The sequence below is a fragment of the Lactiplantibacillus brownii genome, from assembly GCF_031085375.1.
In the GTDB taxonomy this organism is placed as follows: domain Bacteria; phylum Bacillota; class Bacilli; order Lactobacillales; family Lactobacillaceae; genus Lactiplantibacillus; species Lactiplantibacillus brownii.
In genome coordinates this window covers 1,027,212-1,052,635 of sequence record NZ_JAVCWF010000001.1, presented here as the reverse complement: position 1 = coordinate 1,052,635, position 25,424 = coordinate 1,027,212, and the positions used below count along the sequence as shown (strand labels likewise).

The window sequence follows — 25,424 nt, the reverse complement described above, 5'->3', positions numbered from 1 at the left end:
AGGCTACACGACCGACTCAATGCCAAAACCGCATTAAGTCAATCGTTAGGCCTTGCTCACCAGCTTGCGCCCATCAACACACTCTAAAAAAATTACCGTCCACCATTGTATCGGTAAACGGTAATTTAAGCAAGTTATTCAGTTTCAGCATCCGTTTTTGCTTCTGGCAATTGATCGACCGCCGAAACAAAATTACGTTCAGCACTTTGTAATTCAGGATCAGTGATGGCGTCGTCCGGAATGCGATCCGTGTCAGCATACATTTCAATATGTTGCTTTAAATCACGGAACGTCATTGGCGCATCGCCACCATATTCGCCGTCTAAATTGATCATCAAACGGTCATCTAACGCCCGCGCAACCACTTTACGTGTTTTCACATAAATGATGCTGGGGTCGTTGATATGCTTGCCGCCGTTTAAGACCAACGTCATCAGGTGCAGCATTTTAGCCACATTACTGGTTTTCACAATAATCATGGTGAACTTACCGTCATCCAATGAAGCGTCAGGGACGATTTGTTCGAAGCCACCAACGGAATTAGTCAACGCTAAGAAAAACATCGAGGCTTTGCCCGTAAAATGGCCCCCGTCATACTTGAGGTCCATTTCGACTGGTTTAACCCGAGGTAATAATTCGGCGCCTTTAGCAAGATACGCCGCATAGCCAAAAATGGATTTCAGTTGTGATGGCACATCATAAGTGAGCTCCGTCAACAACCCACCAGCCGCAATATTAATGAAATACTGCTCACCAGCTTGACCAATATCCATGTTGACAGTTTGATCTTTCAAAACGACCTTTGCCGCCGCAACCGGATCATTACGCGGAATGCGTAAGGCCCGGGCATAATCATTGGTCGTACCAGCGGGGATGATCGCCATGCGCGGTCGCCGCTTCAAACCGGCGATACCGTTCACAACTTGATTGATGGTCCCATCACCACCTGCCGCTACGAGTAACTCAAACCCGTCTTTGGCACACCGACGCGCCTCATCAGCCGCTGAATTAGGCGCTGGCGTTGTCGCATAGGTACTGGTTTCGTACCCAGCTTGTTCAAAAATTCCAAGAATTTCAACGAGGTCATGAGCGAGTGCTTCACGCCCCGATGTCGGGTTATAAATGATCCGTGCCCGTTTACGCATGTTCCTTTTCCTCCGCGTCTAACAGTAAAAATTGGTGTCCACGTTTCTAACTTTATCGTCGAAACGTGTTTATGATGGGCAGCGGCCTGCGCTTGCTACGCCATTAGCACCATGCCAAAAACGCATGGAACTAATGGCTAGGCAATGCTCAGCAGCTCCCGCCCATCAACACACTCTTTTTATTACCGTGCATTTAAAGCTGTCATCAATAATTTGTTCACGACTTTAGGGTTAGCTTGACCATGTGTTTGCTTCATGATTTGACCCACTAAGAAACCAATGGCGCGGTCTTTCCCATTCTTAAAGTCGTCGATTGATTGCTGGTTGTTATCTAAAACATTGTCAACAATCGGTTGTAGCTTGGCTGGATCTGATAATTGAATCAAACCCTTGTCATTGACCCATTTAACCGGCTCAGTACCTTGCATGATCGCCTTGAAGACCTTCTTCGCGATTTTACTTGAAATCGTTTCATCGGAGATCATCTTGATCATGCCAGCTAAGTTTGCTGGCGTTAACTTGGTATTTTGTAAATCAACCTTGTTTTCGTTCAAGAACGCATTGACGTCCCCTTGCAAATAGTTCGAAGTTAACTTAGGATCGGCTCCTTCTGCGACTGTGGCATCAAAGAAATCAGACATTTCCTTCGTCTGCGTCAAAACACCCGCATCATAAGCCGTCAAGCCAAAGTCATTGACGTAACGATCACGCCGTGAACCTGGCATTTCTGGGATAGTCTTCTGTACTTCGTTGATCCAGTCATCACTGATGGAAACCGCTGGAATATCTGGTTCTGGGAAGTAACGATAATCATCGCTACCTTCCTTGACCCGCATCAAGATCGTTTGACCAGACGTTTCATCAAAACGCCGAGTCTCTTGTTGCACTTGGCCACCAGACATGAGCACCTGTTGTTGACGTTGTTCTTCGAATTCCAGAGATTTCTTAACGTAAGTGAAAGAGTTCAAGTTCTTCATTTCGGTTTTAACACCAAATTTGTCAGAACCAGCTGGTCGAATCGAAATATTGACATCGACCCGCATTGACCCTTCTTCCATCTTAACATCCGAAACACCAGTAAATTGGATTCGTTGCCGTAACGCTTCACAGTAAGCATAAGCTTCTGCGGGCGAATTGATTTCTGGTTTTGAGACGATTTCAATTAACGGGGTGCCTTGCCGGTTTAAATCGACATAAGAATAGTCGTTTTCATGGGTGTTTTTCCCAGCATCTTCTTCAATATGCATTTCTTCGATGCCGACTTTTTTCTTTTCCCCATCAACTTCGATTTCAATCCAGCCATCATGCGCAATCGGTTTTTCATGTTGCGTAATTTGATAAGCTTTCGGGTTATCAGGATAGAAATAGTTCTTCCGGTCAAAGTAAGTTTCTTGCTCGATCTGAGCGTGTAGCGCTGTCGCAGCCTTAATTCCGGCTTCGACAACTCCCTTATTGGCCGTTGGTAACACCCCAGGATAGCCCCAATCAATCACGTTTGTATTGGCGTTTGGTTCAGAACCAAATTGTACGGGTGACGGACTAAAGATCTTTGAATTCGTTTTTAATTCAACGTGGACTTCTAGCCCAATAGTTGTTTCAAAATTCATTAATTCTGACCTCCTAAATCTGGGGTAGCTTGATGGAAATCAGTCGCTTGTTCAAAAGCATAACCCGCTTTATAGAGAGTGCTTTCATCGAATGATTTACCGATCAATTGTAGCCCAACTGGCATGCCGTCCGCAAAACCAGCTGGTATGGACATTCCTGGTAGACCAGCCAAGTTGACTGGAATCGTCAAAACGTCGTTCATGTACATCGTGATTGGATCTGAAATCTCGTCACCAATCTTAAAGGCTGGTGTTGGCGCTGTGGGGCCAATGATCAAATCATAGTCTTCAAAGACTTTGTTGAAATCATTGATAATCAGCGTCCGAACTTGACCAGCTTTGTGGAAATAGGCGTCATAGTAACCGGCAGATAAGGAGAAGGTCCCCAACATGATCCGTCGTTTCACTTCATCACCAAAGCCTTCGGAACGACTCCGCACATAAACATCTTCCAGATTCTTCACGTCTTGGGCTCGGAAGCCATAACGAATGCCATCAAACCGTTGTAAGTTTGAAGACGCTTCTGAAGAAGCAATGATATAGTAAGCCGAAACACCGTAACGACTGTGTGGTAAAGAAACTTCTTCAACGGTCGCACCCAGCGCTTCAAACTGCTTAACGGCCGCTTTAATCACTTCACGTACCTTAGGATCAATGCCTTCGTCCATGTATTCTTTTGGTAAGGCAATCTTCATGCCTTTAATATCGCCATCTAACCCAGCGGTAAAATCAGGCACTGCTTGCTTAGAAGACGTCCCATCATGCACATCGTTACCGGCAATCAAATTTAACGCCGTGGCGTTGTCTTTGACGGTCCGGGTCATTGGTCCGATTTGGTCTAAAGATGAGCCAAACGCAATTAAGCCCCAACGTGAAACTCGACCATAAGTTGGCTTCATCCCAACAATCCCATTAAAGGAAGCTGGTTGACGAATCGAACCACCGGTATCAGAACCATAAGCTACTGGCACTTGACCAGCAGCAACTGCTGCCGCTGAACCACCAGAAGAACCACCAGGAACTCGACTGACGTCCCAAGGATTTTTAGTCACTTTAAAGGCTGAGTTTTCAGTAGACCCGCCCATGGCAAATTCATCTAAGTTGGTCTTACCAACGATGATCATGTCATTTTGAGTCATCTTATCAACAACCGTCGCATTATAAACCGGCACAAAGTTTTCGAGCATCTTTGAGGCCGCAGTGGTCGTTAACCCTTTTGTGACGATATTATCCTTGACCCCGACTGGAATCCCAGCCAAAACGTTAGCTGGATTAATCCCTTTCGTGTCCAAGGCTTTCGCTGCAGTTAAAGCAGCGTCTTCGTTCAAATTTAAGAAAGCATCGATTTTAGCATCCGTTTGCTTAAGATTGGCAAACGTGGCCTTCGTCAATTCCTCAGCGCTCAGCTTTTTGTTCACTAAGTCGGTGTGTAGGCTGGTTAGATCTTGGTTGAAAAAGTCCATTATTCGCCGTCCCCACTTTCATCAATAATTGCTGGCACTTTAATTAAGCCGTTAGCCGTTTCAGGTGCATTGGCCAATAAAGCCGCACGATCATTGCTTTTGACCGCCACGTCTTCACGTAAAGCATTGTGGCGATCAGTCACACGTGACGTCACCGCAACCCCTTTAGTATCAACCGTACTCAATTCTTCAAACATCCCAATAATCTTTTCGAGTTGACCCGTAAAGGTCTCCAGTTGGTCCGGCGTGAATTCTAATTTTGCCAGACCCGCCACATGGGCGACTTGTTCAGCATTAATGCGTTCTTCAGCCATCAAATTTCCTTCTTTCTACCTAATAATAATTAATTGTCCCCTTGATCACTAAAGACATGGGTGTAATAAGAGCTCCCCTTAGCCGTTCGTGCTAAGAAGCTTTGAACATCACCATTAGCACTCTTGACTGTAATTTCAACAGGTACCCCAGATGGCAAATACCGCTTCGCAGCTGTCGCCAAATACTGGGTAAAGCTGATAATTTCGGTCTCACTGTAGAACTTAGTCGTGACGTTCACACTCAACTTGCTCAAAGACTTATCTTTGTAGTGGGCATTCGCCGTCACACCAGATAAGTTCGGGAAGAAGTTCTGAACGTGTGATTTAAATGAGCTGAAATCAGATTCATCATTACTATTCGCGCCAGAATTCTTCGATTCAGAGGTTGCTGGGAAGACATAATTTTGCCAATTCAACGACTTCCAATCAGAAATAGCCGTTGAGCCATTCTTAGAAACCGCATAAGCGACCATGTTCCCACCTACTAGACTATCATTCGATGACTGCTTGTAAAGTGCTAAAACGATTGGCACACTCTTCAAAGCTGATTTTTGACGTAACCGTTGTAAGACGGTATTGGCCATTTTCTTACCTTGTTCCGTTAAGACCGTATCGGAAATATCGGTTTCGTAAGTCGCCCCGTATTGAACTTTGGTGTAATAATCAACCGAGTTCATCCCAAGTCCAACCGTGACACCACCAAGTGTGAGTTTACTGCCACTTTGGATCATATAGTCTTGTTCTTCCAACTGTTGTAAATAAATTGGGTTACGCGTCGTGGCACCCTTTTTACCATTGTTAACCGGGTTTAAGCCTTCAGCGTTTGATTTAGACTTACGACCTAACCAATTTTGAACCGTGGCGGTATTCAGGTACTGACCTTCTTGATAAACATACTTACTCGTTGAAAATTGCTTCTTCGAGACGTCCAACAGTCCAGTTTCAAAACTCTTCAAGTTCATGACGTTGTCATTTTGAGCCACACTGACGCCCCGTGATTTGCTAGGCGTATAACGACCGTTCTTAATGACCCCTTGATAGAATTCTGAATCCGTTGACCCCGTTGTCGTGGTCGTTTTCGATCCCGTGGTCGTGGTACTCGTACTGTTAGACCCAAATGATGAATTTTTTAAATTTCCACAAGCCGCTAATGCCATGGCAAGGACTGCCACTAAGCCAACTGTGCGTATGCGTTTAATGTTCACGCTTCTGCATCCTCCCTCATAGTCGTGCTGAACCGGTCTTCATCCCAGACGGTAATGTCCAACTGTTGTGCCTTTTGCAACTTACTCCCAGCATCGGCGCCCGCAACCACGAGATCTGTCTTTTTAGACACACTCCCAGTCACTGTGGCGCCATGATTTTCGAGCCATTCGGTTGCCGCTGGTCGCGTAAAGCGCTGGAGCTTACCTGTTAAAACAACTCGTTTGCCAGCAAACCAGCTGTCACTCGTCTGCGTGGCCGTTTCGCTCGGTCCTTGATAAGTGGTGTTCACGTGGACGGCTTGCAATTCTTTGATCAACGCTTGCACATCCGCGCTGTCAAAATACTGTACCACCGCATTCGCAATGATATCGCCCATGGAATCAATCGCCGCGATTTCAGCCTGATCCGCTGCCATCAACGGTTCGATACGACCAAAATGTTGCGCAATCAACCGCGCAACCTTCGCGCCCACATGTCGAATCCCGAGACCGAACAATAATCGTTCAAGTGAATTATTGCGACTACGGTCAATCGCTGTCAAGAGATTTTCGGCAGATTTATCTTTTACTTTATCTAATTCGAGTAATTGCGACTTGGTTAACCGATATAGATCGGCAACATCCGTCACTAGTTGACTCGTATACAATTGGGCGATCAACTTCGGCCCTAACCCATCAATATTCATGGCATTCCGTGAGGCGAAGTGCACCAAACCTTCTTGAACTTGGGCGGGACACTTCGGATTAAGACAACGAAGTGCCACTTCATCTTCCAAATGGACCAATGGTGCGCCACAAGAAGGACAATGAGTTGGAATCGGTAATGGTTCCGCATCTTTGGGCCGTTTGCTCAAATCAACTGAGGCAATTTCCGGAATAATGTCACCGGCCTTATGCAGTAACACCGTATCCCCAATGCGCACATCCTTAGCTTGAACATAATCTGGATTATGCAATGAGGCGCGAGCCACCGTCGTCCCAGCGAGTTGGACCGGTGTCATCACCGCAGTAGGTGTCACTACCCCGGTACGCCCCACCGTCCATTCGACATCTTCAAGCAAAGTTGGCTGTTCATCTGGTGGAAACTTAAAAGCAATCGCCCACCGCGGCACTTTCACAGTAGCCCCTAATGACCGCTGTAAAGGTAACGGATTGGCTTTGATAACAATCCCATCAATCCCATAGGCCAAATCTGGCCGTTCATGCTGATAATGATCAATATAATCGAAAACTTCCGTCATCGAGTGAGCCACTTTGAAATCGGGATTAATAGTTAGGCCTAAGTCAGCAAATTCCGTCAACATGTCGCTTTGCGTCCGGGCAGTCAATGGCGCGTAATCGGCAACGTTGTACATAAATGTACTCAATTGCCGTTCCGCAGTCACCTTGGTGTCCAATTGGCGTAACGAGCCAGCAGCCGCATTACGCGGATTGGCGAAAACAGGTTCTCCGGCGGCCTCACGACGAGCGTTCAGGTCAGCAAACGCTGCTTTAGGCATATAACACTCTCCGCGAACTTCCACGGTCAGTGGCCGCTTCAATTGATGTGGAATTGAGGCAATCGTCATAATATTTTTAGTAATATCTTCGCCGATCGTCCCATTTCCTCGCGTCGACCCTTGAATCAAGCGCCCATTTTCATAGCGTAATGAAAGCGCTAAACCATCAATTTTTAATTCACAATTATAATCAAACGGTTCATCAACATTTTGACGTAACCGCTCATCAAATTCTTGCAATTCACCTTGTGAAAAGACATCACCAAGTGACAACATTGGAATCGGATGCTGAACTTTCGTGAAACCAGCTTTGACCGTTCCCCCGACCAGTTGTGTCGGTGAATCTGGCGTCACAATGGTTGGAAAAGCCGTCTCTAAAGCGACCAAACGGGCATATTCACGATCATAAACATCATCTTCAACTTTCGGCGCGTCATTATCATAATAATCTTGCCGCCATTGGTTCAACTCAACCCGCAGATCCGCAGCTTCAGTCGCCGCCGTAGTGGCATTTAAAGACTCAATGGGTTGTTTTGCCATGTGTTTTGCCCCCTCAAAGGTTTAATCTTGAACTTTTTGAATCGGTGCAAAGGCTGCTAACAAGCGTTTGATGCCTTCAGACTTGAACGCAATATCCAATTCCGCGTCCTCACCGGCACCAGTGACTTTCACCACGGTACCCGTACCCCACTTGCGATGTTTGACTTTGTCGCCAATCCGCCAGCTGTTCTTATCCGCACCGGTTCCACTAGCTTTTTTAACCGTTGGTCGTGTGCCGACTGGATTCTTTTTGTAACGAGGCGTTAAAGCTTTCTTCGTGGCAAATGGCACTTCTGGGCCACTCGATAAGCCGCCTTCTAATTGATTATCATTTTTAATTAAACTTTGGTCGATTTCTTCGATGAAGCGTGACGCTTGATTGCTTTGACGACGGCCATACAACATCCGTGAATAGGCATTGGTCAGATACAGCTTCTTTTCAGCACGGGTAATCCCGACATACGCCAACCGTCGTTCTTCTTCAAGCTCGTCTTCGTCCATCATCGCACGTGATAATGGGAAAATGCCTTCTTCCATCCCAATCATGAAGACAACTGGGAATTCCAGACCTTTCGCCGCATGTAACGTCATCAACGTCACGGCTTGTGGTTCTTCTTCCACATTATCAACATCGGAAACTAATGCCAAGTCCGCTAAGAAATCAACGAACTTATCACTTTCTTCATCTTCAGGTTCATAACCATCATCAAATTGTTTGGTAACAGATAAGAATTCTTCGATATTTTCGATTCGTGTTTGTGATTCTAACGGTTTCGAAGCTTTAGCATCCTTCAAGGCCTTCATATAGCCAGACCGCTTCAAGATTTCTTCGGTCAAATCGGTTACTGATAAATACTCGCGCATCGCTCGTAATTCATTCATCGTAGCGGCAAATTTTGCAATACCACCTTTAGCGCGCGTTGAGATGCCATTCGCCATGTCAACATTGCTAGCCGCTTCCAGCATAGAATAACCGGCTTCGTCCGCAAACGCCCGCAGCTTGTCAACACTCGTTTGACCAATGCCACGTTTAGGTTCATTGACGACACGTTCAAAGTTAATCGAATCTTGGTCATTGACGATCAAAGTCAAATAAGAGAGCACGTCACGAATTTCCTTACGATCGTAGAACTTGTTGCCCCCGACCATCGTATATGGTACGTTCGCCTTAACGAGTGATTCTTCCATCACACGCGATTGGGCATTCGTACGATATAAAACGGCAAAATCGCCATAATTAAAGTCTGCTTTTGCCATCTCTTCTTGAATCTTGGAAATAACATAATGGGTTTCGTCATTTTCACTTTGCCCACGATAATAAGAGATCTGGTCGCCTTCATCGTTTTCCGTCCACAATTTTTTAGGCCGTCGCGTCGTATTATGGTTGATCACATCGTTGGCAGCTGCCAAGATCGTCTTCGTGGAACGGTAATTTTGTTCCAACTTGACACTGTCCGCTTGCGGATAATCTTGCTCAAAGTTAAGAATGTTTTCCATATTAGCGCCACGCCAACCATAAATGGATTGATCGGCGTCCCCTACCACACAAAGATTCTGATACTTTTCTGCCAACATATTGACCAAAGTATATTGCGCATTATTGGTATCTTGATATTCATCCACGTGAATATAATGAAATTTATCTTGATACCAACCCAAAGTTTCTGGATTGCTCCGGAACAATTGGATCGTTAACATGATCAAATCATCGAAGTCTACGGCCTGGTCCGCCGCCAATTCATGTTGATATTGATCATAGACATCCGCCACAATACTTTCAAACGGACTCGCCGCTGACTCTTTATACATCGCGGGCGTTTGTAAATCATTTTTGGCATTTGAAATGGCTGACAAAATCGAACGCGGGTCAAACTTCTTAGAATCAATGTTTTGATCGTTTAAAATTCGCTTAACTAATGTCCGTTGTTCACTGGTTCCGGCAATCGTAAAGGCCCGATTATAACCAATTTTGTCAATATCTCGTCGTAAAATCCGCACGCACAAAGCATGGAACGTGGAGACCCAGACATCGCGCGCCGATTCGCCCAACAATTTTCCGACCCGTTCACGCATTTCGCGCGCCGCTTTATTCGTAAATGTAATTGCTAAAACGTTCCAGGGATTAACCCCTTTTTCTTCAATTAAATAGGCTACTCGATGGGTTAAAACTCGGGTCTTACCTGAGCCCGCACCGGCCATAATTAGTAGCGGTCCTTCAGTGTCTAATACGGCTTCTTGTTGCTTGTCGTTCATTTTTGCCAATAGGCTTTCTTTCGACACGCTGTTCGCCACCCTTTCTAAAAATCAGTCAACAAATATTATAGCAAATTTTGGGCGTTAATGCTCAATTTGGCGTGTAAAAACCCGCGCGCCAACTGTGATTTTGATTTAGCGAAACAACTGCTGTTAATCGTTTGAAATTCAAGTCCTCACTCAGCCAAGTTGTCATCGTTAATTGCCCGTCTCCGTGGACCAGCACGTTCGCCGTGGGGCAGACCTGCAGTCAAAGACCGGTCTGCAGGGCGCTTTCAAGCCGCAACCCACGTCTTAAAAGTCGGCCCAGACACTAACCTGGGCAAAATCGCCCAGCTAAGTGTCTCGACACGGCGAGCGCACTGGTCCACTCCGACGTCAAATTGGTTTTTAACCATCATATCTTGGCAAGCTTAATTCAAATGAGAACCAATCAGGACTGGATCTGCTGATTAGCCCCAAAATATTCCTTAATAGCTAAAACACGGTGCTGCGCTTAAAATTATTTTTTCCCTGTTAGCCAATCTCAAAACTGCAGCTCACATAGTTTAATTATACCAATACCCCATCGCAAAACGGATCGATTACCGCTTTAAATTTGTAACAAATCTTGCGCAATCAACGCATCATTAATCCAATAAGTTTCAAACCTGACAAACAATAAAAATAGCCGCTAACCATAAAGGTTCAACGACTATCTAAAGACATTTAATTATTCAGCATCTGCTTCCGCGCTATTATCATTCACTGGTGCGGCTTCTCGCCAGATTGCAGTATCATCAATCTGATCCAAGGCTTCCTTCACCGTGTCTGCTTCAACCAGAATGTGGCCAGCGACGACCGTCTTCTCTGATTGTAACTTCGTACGATGATAGAAATTAAAGAACCAGTTTGGCTTGATCTGCCACTGTGTTCGAATTCCTGAAACTTGTGCCGTCGTGAAATAAACAGCCACGACCGGCATCAAGGTTTTAATCGGCATTAACGGTAACCCCGCGATTGCTCGTAAATGTTGCTCGGCCATACTGATATTCGTGGCCCGATCAAACACATACCCGGCTTGATGCATCGCTGGCACCACCCGTTTAACGTACAAGTTGCCACTCTTAGTTAAAAAGAAAGCGACTTCAAAAATACCGGTGTAACTCAAATTATCACTAATTTCAGTCGTGATTCGTAAAATTTCATCGTTTACCGCGGAATCAATCTGAGCCGGCACGATTGTCGTGACTAACTCATGATTTTTGTAACGGTTTTCGACAATTGGAAAATATTCCGTCGCTGATGACGTTTTGGCAACAACGACTGACAATTCTTTTTCGTAGGGAATCAATGATTCCAACAAATAAGTTCCCCAGTCTAGTAAATCGGCCGCCTTGACGATATCCGTCTGCGTCTTAATTTCTAACTGTCGATTTTGACCAAGGCCCTTTTGAATCGGCTTTAAAATGCTTGGATAGCCAATGGACCCAATCGCTTGATAAACGTCATCTAAACTAACAATAGTCGCAGATGGCGCCACGTTTAAGTTTAACTGACTAAAGAAGGCACGTTCGAGTGAGCGGTCTTGCATAATTTCTAGTGCATCCGCCCCTTGTGGCACTTGGGTGTGACCAGCTAAAAAGTTAATCACTGACGCATCGACCGTTTCAGATTCATACGTGACGACATCACAACGTTCTGCAAAATTTTGTAACTGTTGCTGATCATTTAGGGCCCCGACAACACGAAAATCTGCCAGTTCCATGGTCTCAGTATTTTCGTCATCACCGTAAACCCCGACATTAATGCCAGCATTGCGCGCGGCAATTACCAATCCAACACCGTTGGTACTATTACCGATAATGCCTAAAGTACCACCTGGATTTAAAACCGAGTTGTCCACATTCGTCCCTACTTTCTTCTCATTAAATAGATTTAAATTACCGAAATTCTTATCCGTTTATAATCATACGTTCCCTGCCGCATCGTTGCAAGTCCCAGCTCACTTTTTTTGCCGGGCATTCCGCCGTCTGACACGTTTCAGCCAAAAGCCACCCGAAATATAACGGGGTTCATAAGCAATAATAAAAGCATTTGGTGCCGTCGTCTTGATTAAATCGTATAACCGGCGTTCATTCTTACGGGGAGCTAAGATTTCTAGCGCCAATCGTTCCCCTTCTAAACCATAGGCCACATGCTGGGTGACGCCAAAACCATTGCTGCGTAGGACTCCTGGTAGTGGCGACTTGGGGTCCGGCAAGATCACGGAAATCATTGTGTAACCTAAGGCGAGTTTGTCTTCTAACATCATGCCAACATAGACCCCGACCCCATAACCTAACGCATAGACGACTAGGTTAATTGGGTTGCTTAATCGATTTAAAACTAACGACAAGCCCAGGACATAAATCGTGATTTCCAACACCGACATAAACGCCGCAAAGTAGCGATACCCACGCATAACCAGTAAGAATCGCAACGTATTCAACGTAATGTAGACAAAATTAATCACAAAAATGAGCACTAACATTCCAAGTTCAACATGCATGGGATCGCCTGCTTTCGCTTAATCTAGTTGGTGGTTTCAGAGGCAAAATGGACCTGGTTCCCTTCAAACGATGTGATTTGGGCCAATGATTCTAAACGAACCCCGCGATCCTTGATCATTTGGTGACCCGCTTGGAAGACCTTTTCAATGACCATCCCAGCGCCAGCAATTTCAGCTTTTGCTTGATCACAAATTTCAAATAACCCTTGGACTGCTTGCCCATTTGCTAAGAAGTCATCAATAATTAATACTTTATCATCTGCATGCAAAAACTTCTTGGAAATCGAAATCTGATTGGAGGTTTTTTTAGTATATGAATAGACTTCGGCAGTGAACAAATCGTCAATCAGCGTGATTGATTTATGTTTCCGCGCAAATACGACTGGGACGTGCAATTGTAAACCGGTCATCACAGCCGGCGCAATTCCAGAAGATTCAACGGTCAAAATTCTCGTGATCCCAGCCCCCCGAAAAAGCTGAGCAAATTCTGAACCGATGGCAAACATTAAATCGGGATCAACTTGATGATTTAAAAAACCATCAACCTTTAGCACTTCGCCAGGTAACACCCGACCGTCTTGTAAAATGCGTTGTTCAAGTTGTCGCATAATAACCTCCTGATTGTTTTGATTGACTTAATTATAAAGAACTTACTTCTTATCATACCGTTGTAAGTCGTATTTTTGAATAATATTAATTAATTTTTGCGCATAGGCCGGGTCAGTCGCATACCCCGCGTTCACCAAAGCCACCGCAGCTGTCTGATAATCGGTCGCTTGAATGACTGCTTGATAATGTTTACTATCCCAAGGCGTGCCATACGCTAATTTCCGGGCATGTCCGACCATCGAGGCATGCCAACTGTCATAAACCCGAAAACGTTGCTTTTCCTGATGGTAAGCCCCGTCATGGAACTCTTTAGTCGCCATCAGCTTACCTTTTTCCTGACCGGTCGCCTTCACCCCAAATAAATTATTATTTTGGCGCGCATTGGCACTCCGCCCCCAATTGGATTCCAGGATGGCCTGACTCAGACTGATACTTGCTAGTACGTGGTATTTTGTCTGCATCTGTTGGGCATCCGGCGCGAGTTTTTTAATAAAGGCTGGGTGGGACAACACGGTCGGCTTGGCCCGTTTCGTTTGAACGGCAGTCGCTGGAACGTCGGCCACAAACTTCGACCTAATTGCCATTCCGAGCCCACCGATTACGATAATCACAATAAGTAAGTTCACCCATTGAATCTGCTGATTCTTAATTAAGATGCCATTGGACTGACTCGCCCGCCGTTTTTTGGCCATACTGTTGTTATCCTTTCTGAATCTGATCATTACGTCACCTATTTTACCGACTTTTCGCTTAAATTAAAACGTCAATAATCTGCTTTTCTGCTAAAATGGGGTTGGTTACAAAATTTTGTTGAGGAGGATTTTTTAGATGTCTAAAACTTATCGTTGGGCCATTGTTGGCCTTGGTAACATCGCTCACAGTTTCGTTAACTATTTTGATCAACCAGATGGTGAAATTTATGCCGTTTGTTCACGTTCGCAAGCCAAAGCGGACACTTTCGCTAAGGAACATCACATTTCCAAAGCGTATGGTGATTTGACTGAGTTGCTTGCAGATCCACAAGTTGACATCATTTACGTGGCAACTCCCCACAACTACCATATTGAGACCATTATGCCCGCCTTAAAAGCTGGCAAACATGTTTTCTGTGAAAAAGCTATCACCATGTCCAGTGCGCAATTAGCACAGGCCAAAGATTTGGCGGCTAAAAAGCACCTCGTTTTAGCTGAAGCCATGACGTTATATCACATGCCACTTTATCAGAAATTGCATGACTTTGCGAACGAACGCCAACTTGGACCATTAAAAATGGTTCAGGCGAGTTTCGGTAGCTTCAAAGAACCCGATCCAGCTGGGCGCTTCTTTAATCCCAATTTAGCTGGTGGCGCGCTCTTGGATATTGGCGTCTATGCGTTGGCGTTTGTCCGTGAATTTTTGACCGCCAAACCTTATATCACCGGGACAACGATGCATCGCTTTAGTACCGGTGTTGATGAAGCTGAGACGATTAGTTTGCGTACCGCTAACGATGAACTCGCTAACGTGGCCTTAACGTTTCGGGCGAAGATGCCTAAACAAGGCATCGTGGCTTACGAAAAGGGTTACTTCACCATTGACACTTACCCACGTGCTACGACTGCCCTATTCACCGATTCAACTGGGAAAACTGAAACGATTCAGGCTGGCGATTACAAACAAGCAATGAATTACGAAATTGCTGACATGCAAAAAATGATTGCTGGCGATCTTGAAAACACTAGTCTCAGCAAGACAACCGATGTGATGGACGTCATGACGGCGGCTCGTGCACAATGGGATTACCGTTATCCATTCGAAAAATAATTCATAATAGTTTTAGTTGCAGGTTCGGGGTAGCTCCCGAACCTTTTTTGCGTGCAAAAAAGCACGCTGATCGTCATTGATCAACGTACTTGAGATAAAAAACTATTCAAATTTTGAAACTTCGATTGCGACATGCTGCCCAAACTTGGCTTGCAATGCCGTTTTAACCGTCGTTACGGTTCCAGTAAAGACCATACTAATTTCACGATGCGAATTTAAGATGAACTTCACGATCACACGGGTCTTTTTTTCGATTGAAGGAATGGTCGGAATTGCGGCAATCTGAATGCCTGAGATATCTTCAAATTTAACCGTCCGCCGAAACGATGCGATGCGTGGCTACCCCACCAGTTCCCATCATAATATTGACAGTCATGAATAAGGACCAAAACAGTAAGTCTGCAAAACTGGTCAAACCACCGTATGTCCCGGCACCCCAGGCTACTAGCACACCAGCAACAACTAATTGACCCCAACGATATTTGGATCGAATCTCAAGTTGTGATTCAACCCCAATGTTGCGAATCACAATAAAGGCTAAAATGCCATTTAACAACGCTAACATGTGTCGTTCACCTCACTTCCGTTTATGTTCTCTATTGTACCAATCATTACGATAGAAGTAACCCCAGCAGTTTCATTTGACACCATTAAGGAACACCTTCGAAATTAGTGCATCATAGCTATTATATTTTTCAGTTGTTAATTGTCCGTCTCCGTGGACCAGCACGCTTGCTGTGAGGCAGACCTGCAGCCAAAGACCGGTCTGCAGGGCGCTTTCAAGCCGAAGTCCACGTCTTAAAAGTCGACCAAACACTAACCTGGGTAACAGCCCAGCTAAGTGTCTCGACACAGCAAACGAGCTAGTCCACTCCGACGTTAAATTGCGATTTTAATCTAGACAATAGTTAAAGTCAGAGCCTGAAAAGAAACAGTTAGTATTAGATTCGCTATTTAACGCAGGGCGGGCTGGATGATGCTCAGTGGTGAAATTTTCCTTTGCTGGTGGGCTTTCCAGCTTAGGAAAAGCCCGGCTTGTGAGACCGCCTTTTGGCTCACAAACGTGGCCACCACGTTCCAGCATCAGTCCAGACCAACCGGAGCGGCAAGCTGGGCGAATACTTATAAATATAATAGCTCCACTGCACTAATCAAAAATCAATCCTAAACCCATGCAAACAACGAAGGTCAAACAAATAATGCTTGCGTTTTTGATTGCCAGAATAAAGGTTTCACGTTTAACTTGCTTCCGCATAAATTGGCGCGTATTTTTCAACACTGGAATGACGCTTAGTAAGGTTAACAAACTTAGCTTAGGCAAAACCCCTAACCAAACCGCAATCATTAAGCACACGTAACCGACAATGTAGCTCCAAGCAAAAACTTGTAACATGACGCGTTTGCCAAAATAGGACACAATCGTATGCCGACCGAGGGCGATGTCCTCATCCCGGTCACAAATGTTATTCGCCAACATAATATTTGAAATCGCAAAAATTGCTAACCCTGCGGAAATCAAGACGTTGGCTGTTGACTGCCACGTAATTGGTGCCACATCAAAGGTATTAATATAAACCGAGATCCAAAATATCATGAAGCCCATCGTGAAGCCGGAAAAGAATTCCCCAAACGGGCCGGCTGAAATCGGTTTTGGCCCACCAGCGTAAAAGTAACCGACGGCATACGAATAAAGTCCCATCCACAACAACGGCCAACCGGTTTGTGTGACCAACCACAGACCAAGTAGCAACGAGACCCCACCCAAACCGAACGTGATTGTCCGCGCTTGGCTAATCGAAATCTGATTAACGCCAACCACATTCGTTGCTTCCAAAAATTCCTGATTGGCTTTATCGCGTGGCGCATGCAAAAAATCTTGGTAATTATCATTAGCATTGGTAGCCATGTGAAATAAGGAAGAAGCGATGAAAAATAAAAGTAAATAGCCGAGATGCACTTGGTGATAGTTATAGACAGCATACAAACTGCCGAGTACAAATGGTAAAACACTAGCAATCAACGATTTGATTTCAACAAACTCCAAAAAAACTTTCGGTTTCAAGAATAGACTCCCCTTTTATTTGACAAGTTTTCGAGTGTTTTGTACCTTTAAGTTAGATTGTATTTTAGAATGCGTGGGGCTGCAAGTTTTGACACACCCCCACTGACGGGGTGAAAAAGCATGATTCAGAATATCTGGCAACCAAATCCACAAGTCCATCAACAGTTAAAGGCGCTAAAGCCTTACCTTTTGGCGCAAGTCCAAATTAATAATCCAGCAATTAATGGGCGTGTTCACGAACTTTTAGCTGCCGGAGGAAAATTTTTACGGCCGGGCTTTTTCTACCTATTTAGCCAATTCGGTCCAGATCAAGATCCAACTCGGTTGCAAGCAGGAGCAGCCGCCATGGAACTACTCCATGTGGCAACGTTAATTCATGATGATGTCATCGATGAAGCTCCTGAACGCCGGCATGTCACCACGATTCATCAAGATTATGGTCAACGCAATGCGATTTATGCTGGTGATCTCCTATTTACCTGCTATTTCGATCAAGTGCTGATTGCCGCTTTAACACGCGAAGACGTCAAACGTAATACCGCGGCCATGCGAGGTATTTTGCAAGGTGAACTGGATCAGATGGCCCACAATTTCAAGCCGAGCACGACCTTAACAGATTATTTAACTGTTGCGGCAGGCAAAACAGCGCGTTTATTTAGTTTAAGCTGTGAACAAGGTGCCCATTTGGCTAAAGCCCCAACAGAAATCGTTCAATTGGCACAACAAATTGGGCATCAATTAGGTCTCGCTTATCAAATGCTTGACGACATCCTCGACTATACCGGCGATGAAAAGCTCACTCACAAACCCGTGTTAGCCGATTTAAAAGATGGCGTGTACTCCCTGCCCTTGATCTATGCGCTCCAGACGGACCCAAGTTTAGCGAAACAATTGCCGATGCCTGGGACAGAAGTCAGCAACGACCAACTATTGAACATCCGCGATCAAGTCATCGCTTTAGGTGGTGTGACACAAGCTCAGCAGCTCGCGACCAATTACACGCAGCAAGCTTTGAGCCTGATCAATGACCTGCCAGCAGGTACCACCCAACAAACTATTCGCCGACTAGTGACCCAATTATTGGTACGTAATCATTAAGGCGAACGATCAGACCACAAAATTGGCGCATTCACACCTGCCGGATAGCCATCTCAGCCAAACGTTGGCACAACTCAGCAATCAGATTTGCTATACCCAATTAGTCTATCAACGCGTTAATAAAAAGTTGCAAACTAATCTCACGCACGCGGAAATTGAAACTTTAGTCAAGGGAGTCCTTGACACGCCTGCCAGTCGACTCGTGCGACGTGGTAAAAACAATTATGTTTCGAATGATCAGTATCATGTAGAATTAGTTATTAATTCTTTCACCAATCGTCTGATTACGGTCAATCCGATTTAACTGTCTTTTTCAGACAAACCACAAAAAAACCGATTTGGTAACCCTCAGCAAATACTGAGTCGTTACCAATCGGCTTTTTGTTAACCATCAGTTAAAAACCACTGATGTATTGTAGCTATCATATTTATAAGTATCCACTTAACTTGCCACTCCGGTTGGTCTGGACTGATGCTGGAACGTGGTGGCCACGTTTGTGAGCCAAAGTACGGTCTCACAAGCCGGGCTTTCTCTAAGCTGGAAGCTTACCAGCAGTCGAAACGTGTTCGGTCCAACTGCGCCCTCCGCTTGGGACGCCATCACAACCACTCGGAAGACCACCGAGTCATTGTGATGGCTAGGCAATGCTCAGGAGCAACCCGTTGACCCTCACACTCTGAAAAACTTCACCACTGAGCATCATCCAGCCCACCCTACGTTAATCAGCGTTTCTAACATCAATTGGCCTTTCATTAGATACTGGGCTATCAGTATCTTTTTGATTAAACTACTATTTAACGTCGGAGTGGACCAGCTCGTTTGCCGTGCCAAAACACTTAGCTAGGTGGTTTTCCCCAGGTTAGTGTTTGGCCGACTTTTAAGACGCGGGTTTTCGGCTTGAAAGCGCCCTGCAGACCGTTCTTTGGCTGCAGGTCTGCCCCCACAGCAAACGAGCTGGTCCACGGAGACGGACAATTAATGCCACATTTTAAATATGAATGCGTAAATATGAATGCGATAGTATAATCCAAACTTTAATCATGTCCTTGATCTAAATCATATAATCGCTTAAACCGTGGTGCCGTCGCATATAATTCTTGCGGCGTGCCGGCCATATCAAACTCGCCGGCTTCCAAAAAACGGACTTGGTCAACATAGTTAATCCCTGCTAAATGGTGGGTCACCCATAGGATTGTTTTATCGTGCAGCACACGGAAAACTGTGGCTAATAAATGTGATTCTGTAATTGGGTCCAAACTGACCGTGGGCTCATCCAAAATAATAATTGGGGCATCTTGTAACAAAATGCGGGCTAGCGCAATCCGTTGCCGTTCCCCGCCTGAAAAACGTGCGCCACCTTCTTCGACGACCGTGTCATACTGATCAGGCAAGCCTTCGATTAATGGCGCTAATTCAACGGATTTGAGCGCTGCTTTGACTTGTGCATCCGTCGCATCCGGATTACCCATGCGGACATTATTCATGATCGAAGTATTGAACAAGTAAGGTTGTTGGTCCAAGACACCGAATAATTTTGCTCGTTCAGTTTGTAGCCGACTAATCGGCACATCATTCAACTGTACTGTCCCAGCAGTAGGCTGCAAATCGCCCAGAACTAGCTTCAACAAGGTACTTTTACCCGTTCCAGACGGTCCCAATAGGGCTAACTTTTCACCAGCCTGCAAGCTCAGATTTAACTGTTTGAAGATCTGACGACTGCCCTCCTGATACTGGAAGTTCAAGTCGGCAACCTGTAGGACACTAAATGGCTCAGTCAACGTGGTCTGATCGGTTTCATCCGTTGGGGTCGTGTCTAATGCATTGACCCGACGAATCGACCGTTGATAACTTGGCCATTCACTGACACCTTGGCTGACCGATTGAAAAGCATCAACTAGCGGAAAGACCGATAACACAAACGCAGCGATCCAGTTGGCACTGGCCGCATTGCTCGTCCAATAAAAACTACTCCAGATCAATAAAGCAATACAAATTACTCCAAACAACAATTGAATCGTAAAATCACGCCACCATTGAAAGCGATGATCTGCCCGCCGCAAATCAGCAATCTGATCAATTGGCGCAGTTTGTCGGTCGTTAAAGTCGGCTTGGCGGCCAGAAATCAACCAGTCACCCAATCCCATCACGGCATCCGTTAACTGCGTATAAAACGTCTGTTGGATCTTGCGACTCTGAGACTCCCGCGCCCCATTTATCAGTACTGACCAGAGTGGCATCACAATGACGATCAAGCCAAGCATCAGCAACATGAGTAAGCCGAACCACCAGCTAAAATAACCGAGTGCAATCACAATGATCAGGTACATCGTCCAAGCAATCACCGTCGGGAAAACGGTCCGCAGATAGAGATTCTCAATATGATCAATATCATCGGCTAAAATACTGAGAACGTCCCCTGTTTGAAAGTTCTGCCGAATCGCTACGGCATGCTTAGCAACCGCTTGGTAGAGCTTTTTTCGGAAATCTGAAACGATACGCAACACCCAATTATGACTGGTGATTCGTTCGGCATATCGAAAGGCCGGCCGACCAATCCCAAAGGCACGCGTCAAGACAATTGGCACATAGATCATCAAAATATTATAAGGATGCCGCGCCGCTTTACTGATTAAGTATCCCGAGTTAAACATCAACGCGGAACCACAGAAAAAAGTCATTAAACCTAGAAACAGCGTTAACGCCAATAACTTCTTATATTTGCGTAAATAGGGCATGACCCAAGTATCATGTTTAAAAGTTGTTAAAAAGTCTTTCATTAGATTGCACCTACCATTTCATCACGTAACCGGACATACGCCCCGTTGTGTGCTGTGAGCTCGGCTGGCGTCCCTTGTTCCACAATCTGACCATGATCCAAAACTAGCACATAATCCATCTGATTGATCCAATGGAGTCGATGCGTCGCAAAGAAGACTAAATGATGCTCAAAAACGGGCAGAATCGTTTGTTTTAATTCTGCTTCGGTCTCAATGTCCAAATGCGCTGTCGGTTCGTCAAACAACAGAATTTTTCGCGTACTGTCCAAAAAGGCCCGAGCTAGCGCAATTCGTTGTGCCTGCCCGCCACTGACGCCACGGGCACCTTCACCAATCTGGGTGTTTAAGCCCTCAGGCAATGTCTTGATCCAGTCAGTCAAGCCGGCTTTTGCAGCGGCTTGACCAATCGCACTAATCCCAGCATGTGGCTGATAAAACGCAATATTTTCTGCCAAAGTGGCATGGAATAAGTAAGGATTTTGTGGAATATAGAAAAAGCTTTGTTGCCAAGCCGTTTGACTTAAATGAGTGACCGTTTGACCATTAACTTGGATCGTCCCATGGTCAGCATCTGGCGTTAAAAAGCCCCCCAATAAGTTGATCAAAGTGGATTTACCAGAGCCAGAGGCCCCAATGATCCCGATACGCTGATAACCGGTCGCCAGCAGCGTCACATCAGTTAGCGCTGGCTTGTGTTCATCATAACTAAAGTCAACTTGTTGCAAGCGCAACGTACTATCCGCTTGCCAGTCAAGTGGCGTCGTCCCTAACTGCTCACGATCCGTTGGCACTGGCAAGGCCAACATTTTTTGTACCGCCGCAAAAGCGTTCTTCCCATTTAATGTCGCATGGTAATCACTGGCAAAGGTTCGCAATGGCAGGAAGTAATCTGGTGACAACACCAAGATCACTAGCGCAGGCAATAACGTGATCGTGCCATTGATCAATCCAAAACCAAGGAAAACCGCAACGACCGCAATGGATAAAGTCGTGAAGAAATCTAAGGCAAACGTCGACAACATCGCAATCTTAATTACCGCAATCGTTTGTTTCCGGTAACCTTCACTGACCCGATAAACGTTATTGGCATACTGCTTACTTAATCCCAATTGCTTGAGCGTTGGTAAACCACGTAAGGTATCGACAAAATGGTTCGACAACCGTTGATAGCCGACATACTGTTGGTCAGCCTTCGCTTGCGCAGCATAGCCGAGAATAATCATAAATAGAATAATTAATGGAAAAATAGCTAATAAGAACAAGGCTTCTCGCCAGCGCAGCCAAGCAATATAAAGTAAAACCACCCACGGAATGACCATCATATCAATGACTTTGATCACAACAAGCATCAAATAAGTTTGAACCTTATCGATACCCTCCAAAGCCGTCGTGACAACATTTCCTGTCCCAGTTTTGGCCACATAACTTGGCCCTAAGCGATACAATTTTTGCATCACTTGACGCCGCATATCACCAGTCGTTTTTTCAACGATGGGATACATCAGTCGGTTTTTAAAGACAACTAACAATCGGCGGCCGATCCACGCTAACGCAAAAATTAACATGGGTTGGACGATCGTTGCCAAGGTCTTCAAGTGCCATAAGCCCACAATGGCGACCGACAAAAATTGGGCTTGAATAATAATACAAATCCCCTCAACGACGGCTAACAAGGCTAGAATCACCGTCAACCGCCGCATGCCAGGGAGTTTAAATAGCGCCGGATCAAACATCTCCGTCACCCCCGCTTAAATATTAAAAGGCCGCGACTTGGCACTCGGCCAAGTCACGACCCTGTTCGTGCAATTTAATTGTACCACCACATTAACTATTTGGTGGTTAAAACTCATTAAGACGCTAAACGCTTATAGAAGACCCAGTAGCTCCAAATAAAGTAAACCAGCATAATTGGGAGCACGCTCAACGCAATGACCGTCATCAAATGTAACGTATACGGTGAGTTCGAGGCATTCTTAATCAAGATGCTGTTGGCAGCGTTGTTAGCGACCATGACTCGTGGGAATAAGCCGTTGAACAATAAGACAACAACATCAATTAAGGAAAGTCCACTACTGATGAAGGATAACCATTCATGATTACCATAAACGCCCCAAGTCGCCAAACAAGTTAAGACGACCAATGCGACCACTAGAATCAACGTTGAAATTGGCTTCTTCACGAAGAAGTCCGTGTTGAAGTACAATAGAATCGCAAACACAACTTCACCAGCAAAGAGCACCCAATACAATGGTTTAGCCCATTGTAACGCCCGGGTACGTAAGGTTCCAGTCGTCTTCAACCGAATAAAGTTGAGACCATGCAAGTAGCAAAGTAAGGTAACAGCCACTCCACCAACGATTGAGAACAAGTTCACGTAATCGGTAAAGTGCGCAGTCATATCGCCACGTGCATTGATTGGCATTCCTTTGACCATCGCGGTAAACATCATCCCAAACAGGAATGCTGCCAAGAAACTCCCAATCGCTGCAGCCCATTCCCAGAAGTTACGACCAGCATCGCTTTCCATACGACTACGAAATTCGAATGAAACGCCCCGCATGATCAAGGCAACTAGGATCAATAACAAGATGAGATAAAAGCCTGAGAATAAAGTCGCATACCACATTGGAAACGAAGCAAACATCGCCCCACCAGCAGTAATCAACCACACTTCGTTGGCATCCCAATGTGGCCCGATGGTCTGAATGACCACGTCACGTTCAGCTCGATTTTGGGCCAAACTCTTAATTGTCATCCCAACACCGAAGTCAAAGCCTTCTAGGAAGAAGAACCCACTAAACAAGACACCGACTAACACAAACCATAATAATTGTAAGTTACTCATGACTGAGCGCCCCCTTACCATAAGGATCGTATGGTGCGTCGTCAGCCGCCTTCAACAAGTCGTCTGGCCCGTGATGCAAGGCACGCCGTGATAACACAATCATGACAACCCCTAACCCACTAAAGACGCAGAAGTAAACAATGTTAGAAATCAACAAGGACGCCACACTGACATTTGGTGAAACTGCATCCGCAATCGTTAAGAGCCCATAGACTACCCATGGATAACGACCCAATTCAGTAATCAACCAACCAGTCGTATTGGCAGCGAATGGTAAGAACGTGCAAATACCGAGCACCCATAAGAACCAACGCTGACGGAGAATCAACTCTGAGCCGGCGCGATTAAAGATCAAGCCAACAATGGCAATTAATGCAAATAGACCGCCAGAAATCGTCATGACCCGGAAGCTCCAGAACAAGGTTTTGGTTGGCACATAGTAATTCATGTTCTTACCAAACTTTTTGTCATACTTGGCATGGAATTCCTTGTTTAACGTATTCTGACCCTTAACATTCCCAGATAGCTTATGATAGCTTAAAATATCCAAAACATATGGCACATCAATTGACCAATTGGTTTTGTGGTTCTGAGTATCCATGCTGGAAATCACAGACCAAGCTGCTGGTGAACCGGAGTCTTTGTATAACCCTTCGGTAGCGGCAAACTTCATCGGTTGTTCTTTAATAATGTAACGCGTCTGTAAATCACCCACAGCAACGACACCAATCGTTGCTACCAAGCCGATAATTAAACTAACTTTGAGTGACTTACGGAAAAACTTAACATTGCGTTTTTTGAGCAACGAGAAGGCTGCCATCCCAGCAACCACAAACGACCCCGTGACAAATGCCCCAAATAACACGTGCGGTAGTTCAACCCAAAGCTGTGGGTTCTTGATGACCGCGCTAAAACTGGTCATTTGTGCACGACCGGTCTTGGCATTGATCATAAAGCCCACTGGGTTTTGCATGAAACTATTGGCCGCTAAGATCCACATCGCAGAGATCATCGTCCCAATCGATGTTAACCAAATAAATGCACAATGGATTTTGGCATTAAAACGATCCCAACCAAACATCCAAAGACCAATAAACGTGGATTCCATAAAGAACGCAACCAGCGCTTCAATCGCTAGTGGTGCCCCAAAAATGTCACCCATAAAACGTGAATAATCAGACCAATTCATCCCAAATTGAAATTCCTGAATAATCCCCGTTACAACCCCAACGGCGAAGCTAAGTAAGAAAATCCGTCCCCAGAATTGCGCCATATGTTTGTAAAGCACATCTTTTTTCACAACATAGATTGTTTCCATAATTGCAACAACTAGTGCTAATCCAATTGATAATGGCACAAAGAAGAAATGAAATACCGTGGTCATTGCAAATTGAAACCGCGCCAAGGATAAAATGCTTAATCCGAGATTCATAGTGGTCCCCCCTTTATTAAACTATTTGGTTCACTTGAGTAAGCGAAACCAATCGATTCACTCTTATCATATCAACTGATAAGTGAAAATACAATCAAACTCAACTTTTATTCATAAAATAGTCAAACCCGCTAATTTTCAAGCCCACGTTAGTCCCCTAATTAGTTTGTTAATTGACCTGATTTTATTGGACGGGACACACTTAATCAAGTTTGCCACCCATTACACAAGATGACTTGGG

General features: G+C 45.2%; 21 protein-coding genes. 3 read left to right on the top strand and 18 right to left on the bottom strand.

Annotated elements, in window-relative coordinates:
• Positions 1 to 134: 134 nt before the first annotated feature.
• The 11 genes from RA086_RS04595 to RA086_RS04545 all read right to left on the bottom strand — a co-directional run bounded on the left by RA086_RS04595 (position 135) and on the right by RA086_RS04545 (position 13,857).
• A complete protein-coding gene (locus RA086_RS04595; protein WP_308702709.1) occupies positions 135 to 1,145 on the bottom strand; it encodes a diacylglycerol kinase in 1,011 nt (336 codons plus the stop codon).
• Positions 1,146 to 1,327: 182 nt separating this feature from the next.
• Positions 1,328 to 2,752: an Asp-tRNA(Asn)/Glu-tRNA(Gln) amidotransferase subunit GatB gene (gene gatB, locus RA086_RS04590; protein ID WP_308702708.1), complete on the bottom strand. Its 1,425-nt coding sequence runs from the start codon at positions 2,750 to 2,752 to the stop codon at positions 1,328 to 1,330.
• Positions 2,752 to 4,215 carry an Asp-tRNA(Asn)/Glu-tRNA(Gln) amidotransferase subunit GatA gene (gatA, locus tag RA086_RS04585; protein WP_308702707.1) on the bottom strand — a complete coding sequence of 488 codons (1,464 nt, stop codon included), beginning with the start codon at positions 4,213 to 4,215 and terminating at the stop codon, positions 2,752 to 2,754. The genes gatB and gatA overlap by 1 nt, the downstream gene beginning before the upstream one ends.
• Positions 4,215 to 4,529 (bottom strand): Asp-tRNA(Asn)/Glu-tRNA(Gln) amidotransferase subunit GatC, encoded by a 315-nt coding sequence (gatC, locus tag RA086_RS04580; protein WP_308702706.1) that lies wholly within the window; start codon positions 4,527 to 4,529, stop codon positions 4,215 to 4,217. The genes gatA and gatC overlap by 1 nt, the downstream gene beginning before the upstream one ends.
• Before the next feature lie 29 nt (positions 4,530 to 4,558).
• The gene (locus RA086_RS04575; RefSeq protein ID WP_308702705.1) at positions 4,559 to 5,734 is read right to left on the bottom strand and encodes a CamS family sex pheromone protein; all 1,176 of its coding nucleotides are present in this window, start codon (positions 5,732 to 5,734) and stop codon (positions 4,559 to 4,561) included.
• Positions 5,731 to 7,773, bottom strand: coding sequence for an NAD-dependent DNA ligase LigA (gene ligA / locus RA086_RS04570; RefSeq protein WP_308702704.1), 2,043 nt, complete (start codon positions 7,771 to 7,773; stop codon positions 5,731 to 5,733). The genes RA086_RS04575 and ligA overlap by 4 nt, the downstream gene beginning before the upstream one ends.
• 21 nt (positions 7,774 to 7,794) lie before the next feature.
• A complete protein-coding gene (pcrA, locus tag RA086_RS04565) occupies positions 7,795 to 10,053 on the bottom strand; it encodes a DNA helicase PcrA (protein WP_308702703.1) in 2,259 nt (752 codons plus the stop codon).
• Between the two features lie 685 nt (positions 10,054 to 10,738).
• The gene (locus tag RA086_RS04560; RefSeq protein WP_308702702.1) at positions 10,739 to 11,911 is read right to left on the bottom strand and encodes a 5-(carboxyamino)imidazole ribonucleotide synthase; all 1,173 of its coding nucleotides are present in this window, start codon (positions 11,909 to 11,911) and stop codon (positions 10,739 to 10,741) included.
• 99 nt (positions 11,912 to 12,010) lie between these two features.
• Entirely contained in the window at positions 12,011 to 12,556 is a 546-nt protein-coding gene (locus RA086_RS04555; protein WP_308702701.1) for a DUF2179 domain-containing protein, read from the bottom strand.
• 23 nt (positions 12,557 to 12,579) lie between these two features.
• The gene (locus tag RA086_RS04550; RefSeq protein WP_308702700.1) at positions 12,580 to 13,164 is read right to left on the bottom strand and encodes a xanthine phosphoribosyltransferase; all 585 of its coding nucleotides are present in this window, start codon (positions 13,162 to 13,164) and stop codon (positions 12,580 to 12,582) included.
• Positions 13,165 to 13,206: 42 nt separating this feature from the next.
• Entirely contained in the window at positions 13,207 to 13,857 is a 651-nt protein-coding gene (locus tag RA086_RS04545) for a glycoside hydrolase family 73 protein (RefSeq protein WP_308702699.1), read from the bottom strand.
• 136 nt (positions 13,858 to 13,993) lie between these two features.
• Here RA086_RS04545 and RA086_RS04540 point away from each other — a divergent pair, with 136 nt between their 5' ends.
• On the top strand, positions 13,994 to 14,968 hold the full coding sequence (locus tag RA086_RS04540; RefSeq protein WP_308702698.1) for a Gfo/Idh/MocA family protein: 975 nt from the start codon (positions 13,994 to 13,996) through the stop codon (positions 14,966 to 14,968).
• A 102-nt stretch (positions 14,969 to 15,070) separates the two neighbouring features.
• Here the strand turns inward: RA086_RS04540 and RA086_RS04535 are convergent, their stop codons facing one another.
• The 3 genes from RA086_RS04535 to RA086_RS04525 all read right to left on the bottom strand — a co-directional run bounded on the left by RA086_RS04535 (position 15,071) and on the right by RA086_RS04525 (position 17,030).
• Positions 15,071 to 15,199, bottom strand: a complete 129-nt coding sequence (locus tag RA086_RS04535; protein WP_308702697.1) for a hypothetical protein — start codon at positions 15,197 to 15,199, stop codon at positions 15,071 to 15,073.
• Between the two features lie 76 nt (positions 15,200 to 15,275).
• Positions 15,276 to 15,533 carry a hypothetical protein gene (locus RA086_RS04530; protein WP_308702696.1) on the bottom strand — a complete coding sequence of 86 codons (258 nt, stop codon included), beginning with the start codon at positions 15,531 to 15,533 and terminating at the stop codon, positions 15,276 to 15,278.
• A 582-nt stretch (positions 15,534 to 16,115) separates the two neighbouring features.
• Positions 16,116 to 17,030, bottom strand: a complete 915-nt coding sequence (locus RA086_RS04525; RefSeq protein WP_308702695.1) for a 1,4-dihydroxy-2-naphthoate polyprenyltransferase — start codon at positions 17,028 to 17,030, stop codon at positions 16,116 to 16,118.
• A gap of 120 nt (positions 17,031 to 17,150) precedes the next feature.
• On the opposite strand from RA086_RS04525, the gene RA086_RS04520 reads away from it, so the two are divergent.
• Together RA086_RS04520 and RA086_RS04515 are read left to right on the top strand one after the other, a co-directional pair.
• On the top strand, positions 17,151 to 18,128 hold the full coding sequence (locus RA086_RS04520) for a polyprenyl synthetase family protein (protein WP_308702694.1): 978 nt from the start codon (positions 17,151 to 17,153) through the stop codon (positions 18,126 to 18,128).
• Between the two features lie 22 nt (positions 18,129 to 18,150).
• Positions 18,151 to 18,432 carry a DUF3781 domain-containing protein gene (locus tag RA086_RS04515; RefSeq protein ID WP_308702693.1) on the top strand — a complete coding sequence of 94 codons (282 nt, stop codon included), beginning with the start codon at positions 18,151 to 18,153 and terminating at the stop codon, positions 18,430 to 18,432.
• 731 nt (positions 18,433 to 19,163) lie between these two features.
• Here RA086_RS04515 and cydC read toward each other — a convergent pair.
• From cydC to RA086_RS04495, 4 genes are all read right to left on the bottom strand, one after another.
• Positions 19,164 to 20,906 (bottom strand): thiol reductant ABC exporter subunit CydC, encoded by a 1,743-nt coding sequence (gene cydC / locus RA086_RS04510; RefSeq protein ID WP_308702692.1) that lies wholly within the window; start codon positions 20,904 to 20,906, stop codon positions 19,164 to 19,166.
• A complete protein-coding gene (gene cydD, locus RA086_RS04505; RefSeq protein WP_308702691.1) occupies positions 20,906 to 22,639 on the bottom strand; it encodes a thiol reductant ABC exporter subunit CydD in 1,734 nt (577 codons plus the stop codon). The genes cydC and cydD overlap by 1 nt, the downstream gene beginning before the upstream one ends.
• A 116-nt stretch (positions 22,640 to 22,755) precedes the next feature.
• Positions 22,756 to 23,751 carry a cytochrome d ubiquinol oxidase subunit II gene (gene cydB, locus RA086_RS04500; RefSeq protein ID WP_308702690.1) on the bottom strand — a complete coding sequence of 332 codons (996 nt, stop codon included), beginning with the start codon at positions 23,749 to 23,751 and terminating at the stop codon, positions 22,756 to 22,758.
• Positions 23,744 to 25,183, bottom strand: coding sequence for a cytochrome ubiquinol oxidase subunit I (locus tag RA086_RS04495; RefSeq protein WP_308702689.1), 1,440 nt, complete (start codon positions 25,181 to 25,183; stop codon positions 23,744 to 23,746). Before RA086_RS04495 ends, cydB begins: the two co-directional genes overlap by 8 nt.
• Positions 25,184 to 25,424: the final 241 nt, after the last annotated feature.

Coding starts and splice junctions, on each gene's coding strand:
- RA086_RS04550 (WP_308702700.1), bottom strand. CDS start 13,164: ATGCGACAACTTGAACAACGCATTTTACAAGACGGTCGGGTGTTACCT.
- RA086_RS04545 (WP_308702699.1), bottom strand. CDS start 13,857: ATGGCCAAAAAACGGCGGGCGAGTCAGTCCAATGGCATCTTAATTAAG.
- RA086_RS04555 (WP_308702701.1), bottom strand. CDS start 12,556: ATGCATGTTGAACTTGGAATGTTAGTGCTCATTTTTGTGATTAATTTT.
- RA086_RS04540 (WP_308702698.1), top strand. CDS start 13,994: ATGTCTAAAACTTATCGTTGGGCCATTGTTGGCCTTGGTAACATCGCT.
- cydC (WP_308702692.1), bottom strand. CDS start 20,906: ATGAAAGACTTTTTAACAACTTTTAAACATGATACTTGGGTCATGCCC.
- RA086_RS04520 (WP_308702694.1), top strand. CDS start 17,151: ATGATTCAGAATATCTGGCAACCAAATCCACAAGTCCATCAACAGTTA.
- gatC (WP_308702706.1), bottom strand. CDS start 4,529: ATGGCTGAAGAACGCATTAATGCTGAACAAGTCGCCCATGTGGCGGGT.
- RA086_RS04495 (WP_308702689.1), bottom strand. CDS start 25,183: ATGAATCTCGGATTAAGCATTTTATCCTTGGCGCGGTTTCAATTTGCA.
- cydB (WP_308702690.1), bottom strand. CDS start 23,751: ATGAGTAACTTACAATTATTATGGTTTGTGTTAGTCGGTGTCTTGTTT.
- gatA (WP_308702707.1), bottom strand. CDS start 4,215: ATGGACTTTTTCAACCAAGATCTAACCAGCCTACACACCGACTTAGTG.
- cydD (WP_308702691.1), bottom strand. CDS start 22,639: ATGTTTGATCCGGCGCTATTTAAACTCCCTGGCATGCGGCGGTTGACG.
- ligA (WP_308702704.1), bottom strand. CDS start 7,773: ATGGCAAAACAACCCATTGAGTCTTTAAATGCCACTACGGCGGCGACT.
- RA086_RS04595 (WP_308702709.1), bottom strand. CDS start 1,145: ATGCGTAAACGGGCACGGATCATTTATAACCCGACATCGGGGCGTGAA.
- gatB (WP_308702708.1), bottom strand. CDS start 2,752: ATGAATTTTGAAACAACTATTGGGCTAGAAGTCCACGTTGAATTAAAA.
- RA086_RS04530 (WP_308702696.1), bottom strand. CDS start 15,533: ATGTTAGCGTTGTTAAATGGCATTTTAGCCTTTATTGTGATTCGCAAC.